Raw genomic sequence first — 15925 nt, 5'->3', positions numbered from 1 at the left:
TATGGGGTCGCGGCAAAATCTGAGAGCAAAGTGCATAGAAGCGACCGCGTATCGAGGCTCATCGTGAACTCTTCCACACAGATCTACGGTGCACATCGCTCGTCCGGAAGTCTCGGGATGAGCGCGTGACGTGCCACCTCCCGCATCGCAGACGTGATCGTTCCATACGCATCGGTCGCGGAGAGAAGGGCGATGCGCTCGACGGTGCGCGCCGCCCCGCCGTCGTCGTCGCTCACTCCCCGGAGTCCCGCCCACGGCGAAGCTCGACCATCGAGGTCCACTCGCACGTCCGACTCGTCGAAGGCTCGGGACCCCTCGACGACGAGACCCGGAAGGTCCTCGACGTGGGTCGCCGTCCCATCGGCGATCGCGAGCAGCACGAGCGCTTCCTCGGCCCGCGACCGCGTCGACCGGAGATCGAGCAACCCGCCCTCGCCGGCCACCATCATCGAGGCGAGTATCCGAAGCGTGTGCGGAGAGGCGACACGCAGCGTGCGGGCGAGAGCGGTCGCGACCACCCGCCCCTTGAAGCGACGGATGAGCTTCGCGCGCCTGGCGAACGAGACCAGCGCGTCGCCTCGTGATCGCACCTCGTCGGGCGTTCCGCCCCACCCGAGCGAGCGCACGAGTCGGTCGCTCTCGGCGTCAGGCAGCCACCCGGTCGTCGCGTCCTGCGCCATGCCGACCGTGCCGAGCAGATCGAGAAGTCGGGCGAGAGGCGCGAGCGCCGACTCCGCGTCGCTGTGGTCCGGGTCCGCCGGCCGCCGCAGGCCGGCCGCGTCGACATGCGCGAGCAGAGCCAGTCGCCGCGCGGGCGTCACCGCCGATGCGAGCGTCGCGATCGGCGAGGGCGACGGGAGCTGAGGATCGACGAACCACAGATCGCTGTCGTCGAAGAACGGCTGCACCACACCGTGTCGACGCAGAAGTTCGCGGTTCACGTCGTCTTCACGAAACGGCGCCTCTCCGGTCAGCCATCCGGTCGCCGGTGCGTCGGCCGGTGAACCCACGGCACCCGACACCTCAGACGGGGAGGACAGGGAACTGACCGACAGCCACGGCGTGCCGACCGGAGGAGTCTCGATGGCACGGATGCCCACCACCGGGTCATGGGGGAGCCCCGGAATCTCGTCGACTCCGGGCCTCGAGGGCCACGGATACGCGTAGGCCTCGTCGTGGTGACAGCGGTCGATGCCGTCGTGCTCGGAACTCTCGTGGGGTTCGAGCCCGAGACTCAGCCGGTATGCCTCGACGATCCAGTCGTGCGGCGACCCGCTCGGCAGGTCGATCGCCCGATCGAGCTCGGGATGACCGTCGACCGTGAGCTCGACGCGCATGAAGGTGGGCATTCGGACAGGGATCTGAATCGTCATGCGAGCGAGGCTACGAACCTGCCCCGACACCGGAAGGCCCCCACCGCACGACCTGTGGAGGAGATCGGAGAAGGGGATCTGAGTGGAGAAGGGGTCGCACTCGCGTTCTTCTCGCAAAGAGTGATTGACCAATCACTCTCACCCGAGGTACAGTCACTCTCATGACCCCCCGCAGCCCGATCCTCTCGACCGCCGACATCCGACGCCCGCTGGTGGCGGCGGCGGCACTGGTCGAGTTCGCCCGTGGCGGCTACTTCCGCACCACCGTGGCAGATGTGGCCCGCGAGGCGAAGATCTCTCCGGCGTACGTGTTCAAGCTCTATCCCCGCAAGGAGCAGCTGTTCGTCGCGGCGCTCGAGACCTGCTTCGAGCGGATCATCGACGCCTTGGAGGCGGGCGCCGACGCCGCCGGATCCCCTCGCCCCGACGACGTGCTCGATGCGATGGGCGAGGCGTACGCCGACCTCATCCGCGATCGGTCGCTGCTCATGCTCCAGGTGCACGCGCAGTCCGCCGCCGAGACCCCCGAGATCGGCGACGCACTCCGCGCCGGACTCGCCAAGGTGACGGAGTTCGTGCGGCAGCGGTCGGCGGGCAACGACGACGCCGTGCAGCGTTTCATCGCCTACGGGCAGCTCTGCCACCTGATCGTGACCGCACGGGTCGACGAGAGCAGCGCACCCTGGGCGAAGATCGTCGCGCACGGCATCCGTCACCCCAAGTGAGACGCACCGCCGAACTCGGGTCCTTTTCGCGCCTTCAAAAGTGAGTGATCGCTCACTCCCACCAGTGATCCCCCATCGACAGGAGAGACCATCATGAGAACCACGACCCCCACCCCCGTACCGACCGCCCGCAGCAGTCGACGCTGGCTCGCCCTCAGCATCCTCGCGCTCGCGCAGTTCCTCGTGGTGCTCGATGCCTCGATCGTCAACATCGCGCTGCCGGTGCTCGGCGAGCAGCTCGCCATGGGAACCGCCGCACTCGCCTGGGTGATCACGGCGTACGTCCTCGCGTTCGGCGGTCTTCTGCTGCTCGGCGGCCGACTCGCCGACCGCTACGGTCACCGCCGGATCTTCCTCATCGGCACGGCGGGGTTCGTCGCCGCCTCCGCTCTGGCCGGGCTGTCGCTCTCGAGCGAGATGCTGCTCGCCACGCGCGCCCTGCAAGGGGTCTCGGCGGCACTGCTCGCACCGTCGGCACTGGCTCTGCTGACCCAGCTGTTCCCCGACTCCCGCGACCGCTCGAAGGCGCTGGGCGTGTGGGGCGGCGTCGCCGGCATCGGTTCGGCCGCCGGCGTGCTGCTGGGCGGCGTGCTCACCGCGACGTTCGGGTGGCAGTCGGTGTTCTTCGTGAACGTGCCGGTCGGAGTGATCGTGCTCGTCGCCGTTCCGCTGCTGATCTCCCGCGACACGGACTCCGCAGCGCCGCGGCTCGACCTCTGGGGTGCGGTCACCATCACCGGCGCCCTCGTCGCCGTGGTCGGCGCGCTCAGCGCGGTCGAGCAGGTCGGCATCCTGCATCCGCTCCCCCTCGCGCTGCTCGTGGCCGCACTGGTGCTCGGCGCGGTGTTCGTCGCGATCGAGCGACGCGCCGCGTCGCCACTGGTGCCCCTGGGCGTGTTCCGCAATCGCAACCTCTCGATCGGCAACGTCGTCGTGCTGCTCGTCGGTGCCGGGATGGTCGCGCTGTTCTTCGCCCTCTCGGTCTACATGCAGGCCGCACTCGGATACGACGCACTGACCGCGGGGCTCTCGCAGCTGCCGCTCGCCGGAGCGCTCGTCGTGGTCGCCGGCATCGTCCCCGCACTCGTGCAGCGCCTCGGGCTGAAGGCGACGCTCATCGGATCCCTGCTCGTGCTGGCCACGGGCCTGGTGTGGCTGTCGTTCGCACCGGCGGATGCCGGGTTCGTCGCGCAGCTGCTCGGGCCGACCCTGCTGATCGGCGTGGGTCTCGGCGGCGCGTTCGTCACCGCCACACAGCTGTCGGTCGACGGGGTCGACGGCGGAGAGGCCGGACTCGCCGGCGGACTCGTGAACACCAGTCAGCAGATCGGCGGCGCTCTCGGACTCGCCGTGCTCGGGACCATCGCCGCGCTGCGGACCGAGGCCCTGACCGCGGCCGGGGTCGCGGCACCGGAGGCCCTGACCGGCGGATTCGCCTGGCTGTTCCTCGGAGCCGCGGCTGTCACGGTGGCCGGAGCCGTCGTCGCGGGATTCGCACGCACGGAGTGAGTGGCCGGAGGTGAACGGATGCCGGGCGGCGGCGAGCCCCCGGCATCCGCCGTACCCTTGAGTGTTCGGCCCGCCTCCGGCCGACTTTCTGGAGCATCCCATGTCTGCACTCACGGTCGACGATCGCGCCCGCTATCGGGCCAAGCCCTCCGTCCTCGACGCCCTGAAGAACCCGCGGATGCTGACGCGCGAGGTGCTGGCCGGCCTCGTCGTGGGGCTCGCCCTGATCCCCGAGGCGATCGCGTTCTCGGTGATCGCGGGCGTCGACCCGAAGGTCGGCCTGTTCTCGTCGTTCATCATGGCGGTGTCGATCGCGTTCCTCGGCGGACGCCCGGCGATGGTGACCGCCGCGACCGGAGCCGTCGCTCTCGTGATCGCCCCCGTCGCGCCGACGTATGGGATGGACTACTTCATCGCGACGGTGATCCTCGCGGGCATCTTCCAGGTGATCCTCGGGGTGCTGGGGGTCGCGAAACTCATGCGGTTCATCCCCCGCAGCGTCATGGTCGGCTTCGTGAACGCGCTCGCGATCTTCGTGTTCAGCTCGCAGTTCCCGCAGTTGCACGACGTGCCGTGGCTGGTGTATCCCCTGGTCGCTCTGGGAATCCTGGTCATGATCGTGATGCCGAGGATCACCAGGATCGTGCCGGCGCCGCTCGTGTCGGTGATCATCGTGACCGGCGTGGTGCTGACGATGGGACTCACGGTGCCGACCGTCGGCGATCAGGGCGAGCTCCCCCGCAGCCTGCCGTCACTGTTCCTGCCCGACATCCCGTTCACCTGGGAGACGTTCACGATCATCGCGCCGTTCGCGCTCGGGGTCGCGCTGGTCGGGCTCATGGAGTCGCTGCTCACCGCCAAGCTCGTCGACGAGATCACCGACACGCACTCGAACAAGACCCGCGAGTCGTGGGCGCAGGGCGTCGCGAACATGCTGTCGGGGTTCTTCGGCGGCATGGGCGGATGCGCGGTGATCGGTCAGACGATGATCGGCGTGAAGGCATCCGGCGCCCGCACGCGCATCTCGACGTTCTGTGCCGGGATCTTCCTGTTCCTGCTGGTGGTCGTGTTCGGCGACTTCGTCGGCACGATCCCCATGGCGGCCCTCGTCGCCGTGATGATCATGGTGGCGATCGGAGCCTTCGACTGGCATTCGGTCACGCCGTCGACCCTGAAGCGGATGCCGAAGAGCGAGACGTTCGTGATGGTGGCGACCGTCGTGCTCGTGCTGCTGACGCACAACCTCGCGATCGGCGTGGTGGGCGGCGTGCTGGTCGCCTCGGTGCTGTTCGTGCGCAGGGTCGCGCACTTCGTGTCGGTGGCGCGGACGGTCGCCGGCGACACGGTGACCTATACGGTGACCGGCGAGCTGTTCTTCGCCTCGAGCAACGACCTGACGACGCTGTTCTCCTACTCTTCCGACCCGGACTCCGTCGTTGTCGATCTGTCTGGATCGCACATCTGGGACGCGTCGACCGTCGCCGCCCTCGACGCGATCGAGACGAAGTACGCGGCCCTCGGGAAGAGCGTCGAGATCGTCGGGATGAATGAGAGCAGTCAGCGGATGCGGGGACGGCTGAGCGGCGGGTTCGAGTAGCCCCCTGGTGCTCGCGATGAGTACAAGTACAATTGCACTCATCGCGAGAGGTGCCACGAGGGCACTTCGGAGAAGAGTCAGCCCATGCCAGACATCCGCATCCCCTCTCCCGCCCCGGTCGGACTCACGACCCATGGCGTGCGCCGCCCGTTGCCGGTCTCGCCGGTCATCGAGCGGGGGCTCCTGCACGACTGGCACGTGCGCAACCGGGAGGTCACGCTGCCGCATGGGATCGCGATGCTCGAGGAGTACGGCACCCTCGACAACGTGCGGCGGCTCACCGGCGAATCCGATGCCGAGTTCCGCGGAATGCTCTTCGCCGACTCCGACATCTATAAGACGCTCGAGGCGGCGGCCTGGGAACTCGGTCGCGACGACGATGACGGCATCCGTGCGTTCTTCGATCGGACGGTCGCACTCATCGAGCGCGCACAGCAGGAAGACGGCTACCTCGACTCGGCCTATCTGGAGCGCGAGGACCGGGAGCCGTGGACGGACTTCGCCCAGGGACACGAGCTCTACTGCCTCGGCCACCTGATCCAGGCGGCGGTCGGGGCGCATCGGGCGCTCGGCGACGACCGGCTGCTGCGCGTCGCCGAGCGATTCACCGACCACGTCGTGGCCCGCATGGGCGCCGACGATGCGGTGGAGTACTGCGGGCATCCGCTGATCGAGGCGGCGCTCGTCGAGCTGCACCGCACCACGGGTTCCTCGGCGGCGCTAGACCTGGCCTCCTCCTTCATCCGTCGACGCGGTTCCGGGTTCCTCGGCGGGGTGATCTTCGGCGCCCCCTACTATCAGGACGAGCAGCCGGCCCTGCAGGCCACCAGGATGCGCGGGCACGCGGTGCGCGCTCTCTACCTGAACCAGGGCATCACCGACCTGTACCTCGAGACCGGCGAGACGCCGATGCTCGACGTGATGCGCATCCAGTGGGATGACATGGTGTCGCGCCGCTCGTACATCACCGGCGGCACCGGCGCCCGACACGAGGACGAGGCGTTCGGCGACGCGTTCGAGCTGCCGCCCGATCGCGCGTACGCCGAGACCTGCGCCGGGGTGGCTCTCTTCGGATGGGCCTGGCGCATGTACCTGGCGACCGGGGACGCCTCCTGCATGGATGTCGCCGAGACCGCCCTCTACAACGTCGTCGCGGCCGGCATCTCGACCCGCGGCGACTCGTTCACCTACGTCAATCCGCTGCAGGTGCGCGACGAGCATCTGCACGGCGGCGATGCCCCGCCGGCCCGCCGTCGGTGGTTCAGCTGCGCCTGCTGCCCGCCCAACCTCATGCGCACGTTCGCGGCCCTCGAGAGCCACCTCGGCGCCGAGCGCCCCGACGGGCTCGACATCGTCCTCTACGCATCGGCCACCCTGCAGGCGCACGGCGCGACGGTGACGATCGACACCGCGTACCCCGCCGACGGCCGCGTGCGCATCAGCGTCGACGGAGACGCCGCCGACGGATGCCGACGGCTGGCCCTGCGCGTACCGGGCTGGGCGGCCGGGCGCCCGCTGACCCTGCGCCGCGACGGCGCAGCGGTCGGTGCGGTCGGTGCGGTCGGCGGAGTGGATGCGGTGGTCGGCGCGGTGGACGCGGTCGTCGAAGACGGGTGGATCGTCGTCGACGACGCGCTCGTCGACGGAACCGTGCTCGAGCTGGCGCTGCCGGTCGAGATCGACGTCATCCATCCGCATCCGCTCATCGACGCCGTGCGCGGAACCGTCGCCGTGCGCCGCGGCCCTGTCGTCTACTGCGCGGTCGGCGACGTCGACGGCCTGCTCGTCGACGAAAGGGAACCCGCGGCAGGGGCCGCTGTAGTTGTCACTCCTGCCGACGCTGCTACCGCCGCCGCTACCGCTACCGCCACCGCGACCGAGGGCGAGGGCGAATCGCCGGGTCTGCTCGGCCCCCGCGTGAGGATCGCCGCGCACCGGATGTCGACCGCCGCGCGGCCGCTGTACACCCGCGGGGCCGAGGAACCGGCATCCGAGCCGACCACCGTCGAGCTGCGTCCGTTCGCCGAGTACGACGGCGGCGCCTCGATGCGGGTCTGGATGCCGACCTCGACGACCTGAGCGGGCAGCCGGCCCGGTGCGGGGTGGGCGCGGTGCGGCGCGGTGCGGTGCGGGGTCGAAAACGCACCGGAAACGGCCGAGACGGATGCGGAAGTGACCCCGGACCGGGGACAGATGCGAAAGTGACCCCGGACGCAGGAGACCAGACGCCGGATCACAGTGCGGGGTCAAAAGCGCACCGGATCACTGTGCGGGGTTGAAAACGCACCGGAAATGGCCGTGGCCGATGCGGAAGTGACCCCGCCCCGGGACAGATGCGAAAGTGACCCCGGACGCAGGAGACCAGACGCCGGATCACAGTGCGGGGTCAAAAGCGCACCGGATCGCGGTGCGGGGGCGAAAAAGCACCGGAAATGGTCGTGGCAGATGCGAAAGTGACCCCGGACCCGTGACAGATGCGAAAGTGACCCCGGACCGTGACAGATGCGGAAGTGACCCCGCCCCGGGACAGATGCGAAAGTGACCCCGCCCCGGGACAGATGCGAAAGTGACCCCGCCCGGGTCAGGGCAGGATCAGGATGCCGTCGACGCGCCGCACGATGCCGAGGGGGTTGCCCTCCTTGAGCGCATCCGGCAGCAGCCCCTCGGGCACGTTCTGGTAGGCGACGGGACGCAGGAACCGGGTGATCGCGGCCATGCCCACCGACGTCGTGCCGACCGCTGTCGTGGCCGGGTACGGTCCGCCGTGCTGCTGCGCCCAGGTCACCGAGACGCCGGTCGGCCACTGGTTCCAGAGCACACGCCCTGCTCGCTCCGACAGCTTGGGGAGCAGGTCGACCGCGATCTCGTCGTCATCCTCCCCGATGATCGTGGCCGTCAGCTGCCCCTCGAGCAGATCGGCGAACGCGAGCAGCTCGCTCTCGTCGTCGTAGGTCACGACGAGCGCCGCGGGTCCGAACATCTCGCTCATCAGGGTGTCCATGTCGGCGCGCAGCGTCTCGCTCGACGCGGCGAGCAGCACGGCCGACGGCGCCTGGGCGTCCGACGCATCGTCCGGAGCTGCGGCGAGCGTGCGCACGCCGTCGACGGCGCGGGTCGAGGCCACCGCGTCGCGGAAGCCGCTCTCGATGCCGCCGTTCAGCAACGGCGTCGCCGCTGGCAGCTGCTGCGCTTCGAGCTCTGCGACGATCGCCGACCCCGCGGGCACGAAGAGCACTCCCGGCTTGGTGCACAGCTGTCCGGCGCTGCCGGTGACCGAGGCGACGAAGTCGCGGGCGATCCCGGCGGCGTCCCGCTCGGCCGCGCGCTTCGTGACGAACGCGGGGTTCGTGCTGCCGAGCTCGCCGTAGAACGGGATGGGCTCGGGGCGCGACGCGGCGATGTCGAACAGCGCGCGCCCTCCCCTGACCGATCCGGTGAAGGCGGCGGCCTTGATGCCGGGCGCGCGCAGCGCACGCACGCCGGCCTCGGTGCCGTGGATCGTCTGGAAGAGCCCCTCGGGCGCACCGGCGGCCGCGAGAGCCGCCACGACGACATCGGTGGTCGCATCGGAGAGTTCGGGGTGCCCGGGGTGGGCCTTGAGCACCACGGCGTTGCCTGCGGCGAGCGCACTCGCGGTGTCGCCCCCGGCCACGGAGAACGCGAAGGGGAAGTTGCTCGCCGCGAACACGAGGGTCGTGCCGACGGGCTCGAGCTGACGACGCAGGTCGGGGCGCGGCGCACCCATCGGCCACTCGGCGTCTGCGTGGTCGATGCGCGCGTCGAGCCAGAGTCCCTCGGGCAGCATCTCGGCGAACATGCGCAGCTGGAAGCTGGTGCGACGCAGCTCGCCCCGCAGGCGCGCCTCGGCGAGGTGTGTCTCGCGCTGCGCGAGCGGGATCAGCTCGTCGGCGTGCTGGTCGAAAGCATCCGCCACGGCGTCGAGCGCCCGCGCACGATCGGCGATGGTGGCGCGCTTCCACTGTTCGGACGCGCGGCCTGCGCGATCGATGATCTGGTCGACGCGGTCGTCGGATGTGTCGTGCAAGGTCATGACTCCTCCTGGTTCGGATGGTGCGGCACGAGCGAGGCGAGGTCGCCCAGCGAGACGGGCACGCCCACCTGTCGATTGGTCAAGGATTCGAGGGCTGCGGCATCGACGTCGCCGCCGGTGCCGGTCGCGACGAGCTTCGAGAGGGCGAATCCGCACACCCTCCCCTGGCAGAGCCCCATGCCGGGTCTGGCGGTGACCCGCACGTCGCGTGCGTCGTCGGCGCGCAGCGCATCGACGGCGTCGGTCACCTCGGCGGCGGTGACCTCTTCGCAGCGGCAGATGTGGGTCTCGGGGGTCAGCCACCGGTCCCAGGCGGCGGGGACGGGGCTGGCTCGGTGCATGCCGATCGCGAAGCGCCGGCCGCGCTGCAGGCGTCGACGATGCCGCGCCATCGTCCGTGCGTCGGTGGGCACGCCGAGGTCGCGTGCGACGGCGGATCCGACGAGCTCGCCCTCGGCGCACGATGCGACGGCTCCGCTGATGCCGGTGACCTCGCCTGCGGCGAAGACGAGCGGATCGGAGGCGCGCAGGTCGTCGTCGACATCGATCACGAGCGATCCGTCGACGTCGATGCGGGTGCGCAGCCCGAGTCCGACCGCGAGTTCGAGCTGCGGGGTGAATCCCCAGCCGAACGCGACGAGGTCCGCGGCGACGGTGCGCGACGAACCGGGGCGGATGCGGCCTTCGCCATTGACGCGCGACAGCTCGACCTCGCTCACGCGACCGCTGCCGCGGACGGCACTGATCACGGTGCGTGTGCGGAAGGGCACGCGATGGCGCAGGAAGGTGGTGGCGTACCCGACGCCCTCCCACAGCTTGCCCGGCTCCTGCAGTGCGCGCAGCGGCGTCGCCGCCCAGCGCGAGAGCGCGTTGGCGTCGACCACCTCGACGACCTCGACTCCGGCCTCGGCGAGTCCTGCGGCGACCGAGAGCAGGAAGGGTCCGGTGCCCGCGACCACCGCACGGCGTCCGGCGCGCACCTGGTTCGCCTTCAGCATCGCCTGCACGCCTCCGGCGGCCATCACCCCGGGAAGCGTCCACCCGGGAACGGGCAGCTGCCGGTCGTAGGCCCCGGTCGCGATCACGAGTCGTCGCGCCCACGTGGTCCGCTCGGCGTGCGGCAGGGTGTCGGTGCCGCTCACCGCGCTCGTGCGCAGGGCGACCCGGTCGCCGTAGCCGTCGGTGCGCCACACCTGCCGCCCGGCGAGATGCCGGAGGCGGCCCGATGCCACGGCGGCCGACAGCCGATCGCGCAGGTCGGTGTAGTGACGCCAGTGGTGATGGCCGGTGCTCTCGGGCGCGGTGAAGGCGTCGCGGTGACGCTCGTCAGGGTGCCGCCAGTACTGGCCGCCGGTCTGGCGTCCGGCATCGATCAGCACGACCCGCAGCCCGTGCTCGGCGGCGACGACCGCCGCGCTCAGCCCGGCCGGGCCCGCACCGACCACCGCGACATCGGCGAGCGCGGTCTCGGTCGTCCGGTCGGTCCACTCAGCCATGCGAGTCCTCCGGATGCGACGACGCGGGGTGCGCCGGGGTCGACGCGGGGCGCGGCAGCGCCGACGCGGGACGCACCTCCGCCTCCGCCTCCGCCTCCGCGGGAGCCGACAGCGTCAGCGGCAACGTCAGCGGCAGCGGCTCGTCGGGATCAGCGCTGCGCACGTCCTGCCCCTCGCACGCCTCGACGAGACAGGCGCGCTGACTGCGTGCGCCGTCGACCGTGACGAGGCAGTCGAAGCACACCCCGATGCCGCAGAAGAGCCCGCGGGGAGCGCGGTCCCTGCGAGTCGTGCGCCACGAGACGATCCCCGCGTCCGCGAGGGCGGCACCGACCGTCTGCCCCGGGATGAAGGGCACGGGGGCGCCGTCGAACTGCAGGCTGGTGCGGGTCATGCGGCGACGAGCCCTTCGAGTCGATCGGGGCGGAAGGCGGTCAGGTCGAGATCGGTCGCCTCCGACCGCAGCGCCTGCGACAGCAGCTTGCCCGTGCCGACCGAGAGGCCGACTCCGGCGCCCTCGTGCCCGGCCGCGTGCCACAGGCCCGGCAGTCGCGCATCCTCGCCGATGGCCGGCAGGTGGTCGGGGCAGTACGGGCGGAATCCGGAGTAGGCGCGCTGCACGCCCACATCACGCAGCGCCGGGAACAGACCGAGCCCGCTCGCGGCGATGCGTGCGACGGCGTCGGCCGAGAACGACCGGTCGAACCCGACGCGTTCGCGGCTGGCGCCGAGCAGGATCGTGCCGCTCGGGGTGCCCTCGACGACGGGCGAGACCTGCAGCCCGGCATCCGAACTCGCGACATCGCCGACGTACTCCGCGGCGTAGACCTTGTGGTGCACCGTGATCGGCACCGGCTCGGTGACGAGCACGAACCCGCGTCGGGGCAGCACCGGCAGGTGCACGCCGGCGAGGGCGGCGAGCTCACCGCTCCAGGGCCCTGCGCAGTTCACGACGGCGCCGGCCGAGATGCGGCCGATCGAGGTGTCGACTCCCACGGCACGGCCGTGATCGGTGCGGATGCCGTGCACCGCCGTCCTGGTGTGCAGCTCGGCGCCGTGTGCGATCGCGAGGCGCAGGAGGTGGTGGGTGGCCAGCAGCGGCTGCACCTGCGCGTCGTCGGGGTAGAAGGCACCGCCGACGAGAGCGGGGTTGATGTAGGGCTCGACCTCGCGCAGCCCGGGGTTGCCGTCGATGATCTCGGCGCGGATGCCGAGCTCGCGCTGATGCCCGACGAGTGCGGTCAGTCCGGCCATGCTCGCGGCACTGCCGGCGACGACGAGACCGCCCTTGGACTCGAACTCCCACAGGGCGGCGTGCTCGGCGAGGTCTTCGCGCCACACCCGCTGCGAATACAGCGACAGCTCGAGCTCGGGGCCGACCTCCTTGTCGGAGACGAGGATGTTGCCCTCGCACCGACTGCTCGTGCCCGAGGCGATCGACCCGCGCTCGACGACGATCGTCCGCAGGCCCGCGGCCGCGGCGAAGTAGGCCGTCGCGGCACCGACGACTCCCGCCCCGACGACGACGACGTCGGCGCGCGCTGTCGATGAGCCCACTAGCCGTTCGCCTCCGAGGGGTGGGGCTCGCCCACCGTGTGCCCCGACCAGTCGCCCTTCACGTGCTCGATGTGCGCGACCACGAGCTCGCGCGCACGCACCGCGTCGCGGGACTCGATGGCATCCATGATCGTGTGGTGCTCCTTGGCGGAGCCGGTGAGGCGCCCGCGTTCGTACAGCTCCGCGAGACCGAACAGACGCGTCTGCGAGCGCAGCGACTGGACCAGCTGCGTGAGACGGGCGTTGCCCGCGTACTGCAGGATCGCGAGGTGGAAGTCGCTGTCCGCGCTCAGGTACTCGACGAGGTCGCCGCGTTCGGCCGCCTCGACGATGTCGTCGGCCTTGCTGCGGAGTTCGGCGAACGCGCTCTCGGGGATCAGCGGGGTCGCCTTCTCGACGGCCGGCGGCTCGAGGAAGAGTCGCAGCTCGGTGACCTCGGCGAGATCGTGGGACGACACCTCGGTCACCCGGAAGCCGCGGTTGGGCATCGCGACGACGAGCCCCTCGCGCACCAGGTCGAGCATGGCCTCGCGGATGGGCGTCGCCGACGTTCCGAACTCCTCGCCGAGGCTCGGCGCGGAGTAGACCCGCCCCGGCTGCATCTCACCGCTGATGATGGCCGACCGCAGCGCACGGGTCACCGTGTCGCGCACACTGGGCTGCTTGCTGAGTCGCACCAGGCTGCGCGTGTCAGTTCCGGACATCTGTGTTCCCCCTCCGAGGCGATGCATCAGCGCGGTGCGCCGAGCTCAGGATCCGCGCCACCACGGCGAGATCCTCCCAGCTCATGCCGACGCCGGTGTAGACGGCCGGTCGAGCCTGGCGGCGCACGAATGCACCCGCCACCAACTCTCCCAGATTCGTCAGGGGCTGCGTACCCGTCCTCCCGTGCGCGAGGTCGAGCGCCTGCAGCAGGTTGCCGTTCTCGCGCAGTGCGGATGCGCGGGCCTCGACCACCAGATCGGCGTCGGTGATGAGATCGGCGCCCAGTTCTCGGCGCTCGGCGCCGTGCGAGCCGATGGCCGCCACGACGGCGTGATCGCCGACATCGGCGCGGCCGAGAACCGGCACGTTCGACGAGGTGGCCGTGATGACGACAGCGGCGGCGCGCACGTCTTCGAGAGCACCGGATGCCGCGGCGATGCCATCGGCGCGGAGTCGCTCGATCAGTGCGGCGGTGCGGTCGGGGGAGCGGCCCACGATGCTCACCGTACCGACCGGCATCAGATCGACGAGCGTGCGCACATGTGCCTCGGCCTGCGGTCCCGACCCGAGCACCGCGAGCGACTCGATGCCGCCCCTCGGGCCGCGCGGATCGGCCTGCAGCATGCCGCGGATCGCGACCGCCGTGACCGCGGGGGTGCGCAGGGTCGTCAGGTGGGCCCCGTCGAGGATCGCGAGGGGACTCAGCGTCGCCGCGTCGAAGACGAGGTACCACGCCTGGATCGTGGGCAGACCCCGCGCGGTGTTGCGCGGGGCGATCGTCACGACCTTGATGCCGGCGTGCTCGGGCGACTGCGTCGGCATCAGCAGGAACTCGCCGCTGTCGAGCGGGCTGAACAGGCGAGGAGCGTCGGCCTCGATGTCGACCCCGTCGCGCAGCGCCGACGTGATGGCGTCGACCGCACCGCGGCGGTCGATCGCCGCATCGATCTCGTCGACGCCGATCACGGGAACCGACGTCACAGCACGAACCCCCGGGGGAACGGATCGCTGGGGTCGAGCATGTACTGCGCCGTGCCCGTCACCCACGCGCGGCCGGTGATCGTCGGGATGACGGCGGGGATGCCGGCGACCTCGGTGGTCTCGACGAGGCGGCCGGTGAAGCTCGTGCCGATGAACGACTCGTTGACGAAGTCCTGATCGAGCGGCAGCTCGCCCCGCGCGTGCAGCTGAGCCATGCGCGCGCTCGTGCCGGTGCCGCAGGGCGAACGGTCGAACCACCCGGGGTGGATGGCCATCGCGTGCCGCGAGTGCACCGCGGTCGACCCCGGCGCCTTCAGGTAGACGTGGTGGCAGCCGCGGATGGTGGGGTCGACCGGGTGCACGGGTTCGCCCGTCGCCTCGATCGCGTCCATGATGGCGAGTCCCGCCGCGAGCAGCTCGTCCTTGTGCGCGCGGTCGAAGGGCAGCCCGATCTGCTCGAGCGAGACGATCGCATAGAAGTTGCCGCCGAAGGCGAGGTCGTACTCGACGGCGCCGAGCCCCGGCACGTCGACGACCTGGTCGAGCGCGACGACGAACGACGGCACGTTGCGCAGGGTGACGCTGTCGGCGTGCCCGTCGGACACGTGCACGTCGGCGATCACGAGACCTGCCGGGGTGTCGAGCCGGATCGTGGTGACCGGCTCGACGACCGGCACCATGCCCGTCTCGACGAGCACGGTCGCCACGCCGATCGTGCCGTGCCCGCACATGGGCAGGCAGCCCGACACCTCGATGTAGAGCACGCCGACGTCGGCATCGGGTCGCGTCGGCGGCTGCAGGATCGCGCCGCTCATCGCACTGTGACCGCGGGGCTCGTTCATCAGCAGCAGGCGCAGGTCATCGCTGTTCGCCATGAACCACTGCCGGCGCTCCTCCATGGTCGACCCCGGCATCACTCCGACGCCGCCGACGATCACCCGCGTCGGCATCCCCTCGGTGTGGGAGTCGACGGCGTGGAAGACGCGTTGTGCTCGCATGTGTCGTCTCTCCGGATCAGCGGTAGCCCTTGGCCAGAACGGCCTCGGTGTCGGCGATGATACGCGTGCGCACCTCGTCGGGAAGCGGCAGGCGCGGCGGGCGGGTCGTGATGCCGGCGGGTGCGACTCCGGCGACCTCCTGCGACAGCTTGATCGCCTGCACGAACCAGGTCTTCGAGTCCCAGCGCAGCAGCGGGTGCAGGTCGCGGTACATCTCGTGCGCCTTGGCCCAGCTGGCGGGGTCGCCCGAGGTCGACAGGTTGTAGAGCTCGACGGTGGATGCCGGGATCGCGTTGGGGTAGCCGGCGACCCAGCCGACGGCACCGTTGATGCCGAGCTCGAGCACGACGTCGTCGGATCCGATCGAGATGTCGAGGCCCGGCGCGAGCTCGCGGATCGCGTAGGCGTTGCGCACGTCGCCCGAGAACTCCTTGACCGAGACGATGAGTCCCTCGTCGAACAGGCGCGCGAGCAGCTCGGGACGCAGGTCGATCTTCGTGTCGATGGGGTTGTTGTACGCGAGGATCGGCAGCCCGACGGCGGCGACGCGACGGTAGTGGTCGACGACCTCGTCATCGCTCGCGCGGTAGGCGTTCGGGGGCAGCAGCATGACGGCGGGTGCGCCGTGCTCGGCGGCGTGCTCGGTGAAGCGCACGCTCTCCATCGCTCCGTATGCTCCGACGCCGGGAATCACGGCCACGCCCTCTGGCGACGCCTCGACGGCGGTGAGGTAGACGCGCTTGCGCTCCTCCTCCGTGAGGGTCTGATACTCGCCGAGCGAGCCGTTGGGGATGATCCCCGTCACGCCGTTGTCGGTGGTGAAGCGGATGTGCTCGGCGTAGGCGTCGTAGTTGACGGAGAAGTCCGGATTGATCGGCAGCGTGGTCGCGAGGTTGACACCGTGCCACGGCTTCTTTTCGGTCATGAGTCAGA

General features: G+C 70.5%; 13 protein-coding genes. 4 read left to right on the top strand and 9 right to left on the bottom strand.

What is annotated here, in order from left to right:
• Nucleotides 1-83 precede the first annotated feature (83 nt).
• Nucleotides 84-1373, bottom strand: coding sequence for a hypothetical protein (locus ABTZ43_RS06905; protein WP_350538293.1), 1290 nt, complete (start codon nucleotides 1371-1373; stop codon nucleotides 84-86).
• A gap of 161 nt (nucleotides 1374-1534) precedes the next feature.
• Between ABTZ43_RS06905 and ABTZ43_RS06900 the strand changes: the two genes are divergently transcribed.
• The 4 genes from ABTZ43_RS06900 to ABTZ43_RS06885 all read left to right on the top strand — a co-directional run bounded on the left by ABTZ43_RS06900 (nucleotide 1535) and on the right by ABTZ43_RS06885 (nucleotide 7283).
• The gene (locus tag ABTZ43_RS06900; RefSeq protein ID WP_350538292.1) at nucleotides 1535-2098 is read left to right on the top strand and encodes a TetR/AcrR family transcriptional regulator; all 564 of its coding nucleotides are present in this window, start codon (nucleotides 1535-1537) and stop codon (nucleotides 2096-2098) included.
• A 93-nt stretch (nucleotides 2099-2191) separates the two neighbouring features.
• A complete protein-coding gene (locus ABTZ43_RS06895; RefSeq protein WP_350538291.1) occupies nucleotides 2192-3607 on the top strand; it encodes an MFS transporter in 1416 nt (471 codons plus the stop codon).
• A 100-nt stretch (nucleotides 3608-3707) separates the two neighbouring features.
• The gene (locus ABTZ43_RS06890; RefSeq protein WP_350538290.1) at nucleotides 3708-5204 is read left to right on the top strand and encodes a SulP family inorganic anion transporter; all 1497 of its coding nucleotides are present in this window, start codon (nucleotides 3708-3710) and stop codon (nucleotides 5202-5204) included.
• Between the two features lie 84 nt (nucleotides 5205-5288).
• Nucleotides 5289-7283, top strand: coding sequence for a glycoside hydrolase family 127 protein (locus ABTZ43_RS06885; protein WP_350538289.1), 1995 nt, complete (start codon nucleotides 5289-5291; stop codon nucleotides 7281-7283).
• Between the two features lie 502 nt (nucleotides 7284-7785).
• On the opposite strand, the gene ABTZ43_RS06880 is transcribed toward ABTZ43_RS06885, so the two are convergent.
• From ABTZ43_RS06880 to ABTZ43_RS06845, 8 genes are read right to left on the bottom strand one after another with little or no spacing between them, the layout of a single operon-like run.
• Nucleotides 7786-9255, bottom strand: coding sequence for an aldehyde dehydrogenase (NADP(+)) (locus ABTZ43_RS06880; protein WP_350538288.1), 1470 nt, complete (start codon nucleotides 9253-9255; stop codon nucleotides 7786-7788).
• Complete coding sequence (locus tag ABTZ43_RS06875; protein ID WP_350538287.1) at nucleotides 9252-10751, bottom strand: FAD-dependent oxidoreductase; 1500 nt, start codon at nucleotides 10749-10751, stop codon at nucleotides 9252-9254. Before ABTZ43_RS06875 ends, ABTZ43_RS06880 begins: the two co-directional genes overlap by 4 nt.
• Nucleotides 10744-11145, bottom strand: coding sequence for a (2Fe-2S)-binding protein (locus tag ABTZ43_RS06870; protein ID WP_350538286.1), 402 nt, complete (start codon nucleotides 11143-11145; stop codon nucleotides 10744-10746). The genes ABTZ43_RS06875 and ABTZ43_RS06870 overlap by 8 nt, the downstream gene beginning before the upstream one ends.
• On the bottom strand, nucleotides 11142-12308 hold the full coding sequence (locus tag ABTZ43_RS06865; RefSeq protein ID WP_056413935.1) for an NAD(P)/FAD-dependent oxidoreductase: 1167 nt from the start codon (nucleotides 12306-12308) through the stop codon (nucleotides 11142-11144). The genes ABTZ43_RS06870 and ABTZ43_RS06865 overlap by 4 nt, the downstream gene beginning before the upstream one ends.
• Complete coding sequence (locus tag ABTZ43_RS06860) at nucleotides 12308-13012, bottom strand: GntR family transcriptional regulator (protein WP_056413939.1); 705 nt, start codon at nucleotides 13010-13012, stop codon at nucleotides 12308-12310. Before ABTZ43_RS06860 ends, ABTZ43_RS06865 begins: the two co-directional genes overlap by 1 nt.
• Nucleotides 12999-13994, bottom strand: coding sequence for an ornithine cyclodeaminase family protein (locus ABTZ43_RS06855; protein ID WP_350538285.1), 996 nt, complete (start codon nucleotides 13992-13994; stop codon nucleotides 12999-13001). Before ABTZ43_RS06855 ends, ABTZ43_RS06860 begins: the two co-directional genes overlap by 14 nt.
• Nucleotides 13991-14992 (bottom strand): proline racemase family protein, encoded by a 1002-nt coding sequence (locus ABTZ43_RS06850; RefSeq protein WP_253385212.1) that lies wholly within the window; start codon nucleotides 14990-14992, stop codon nucleotides 13991-13993. Before ABTZ43_RS06850 ends, ABTZ43_RS06855 begins: the two co-directional genes overlap by 4 nt.
• A gap of 16 nt (nucleotides 14993-15008) precedes the next feature.
• The gene (locus ABTZ43_RS06845; RefSeq protein WP_056413947.1) at nucleotides 15009-15917 is read right to left on the bottom strand and encodes a dihydrodipicolinate synthase family protein; all 909 of its coding nucleotides are present in this window, start codon (nucleotides 15915-15917) and stop codon (nucleotides 15009-15011) included.
• Nucleotides 15918-15925 lie beyond the last annotated feature (8 nt).

Origin of the sequence: Microbacterium sp. NPDC097977 (genome assembly GCF_040302605.1) — a bacterium.
Taxonomy (GTDB): domain Bacteria; phylum Actinomycetota; class Actinomycetes; order Actinomycetales; family Microbacteriaceae; genus Microbacterium.
The sequence above is the reverse complement of the archived record's forward strand: the minus strand, read 5'-3'. Positions and strand labels throughout refer to the sequence as shown.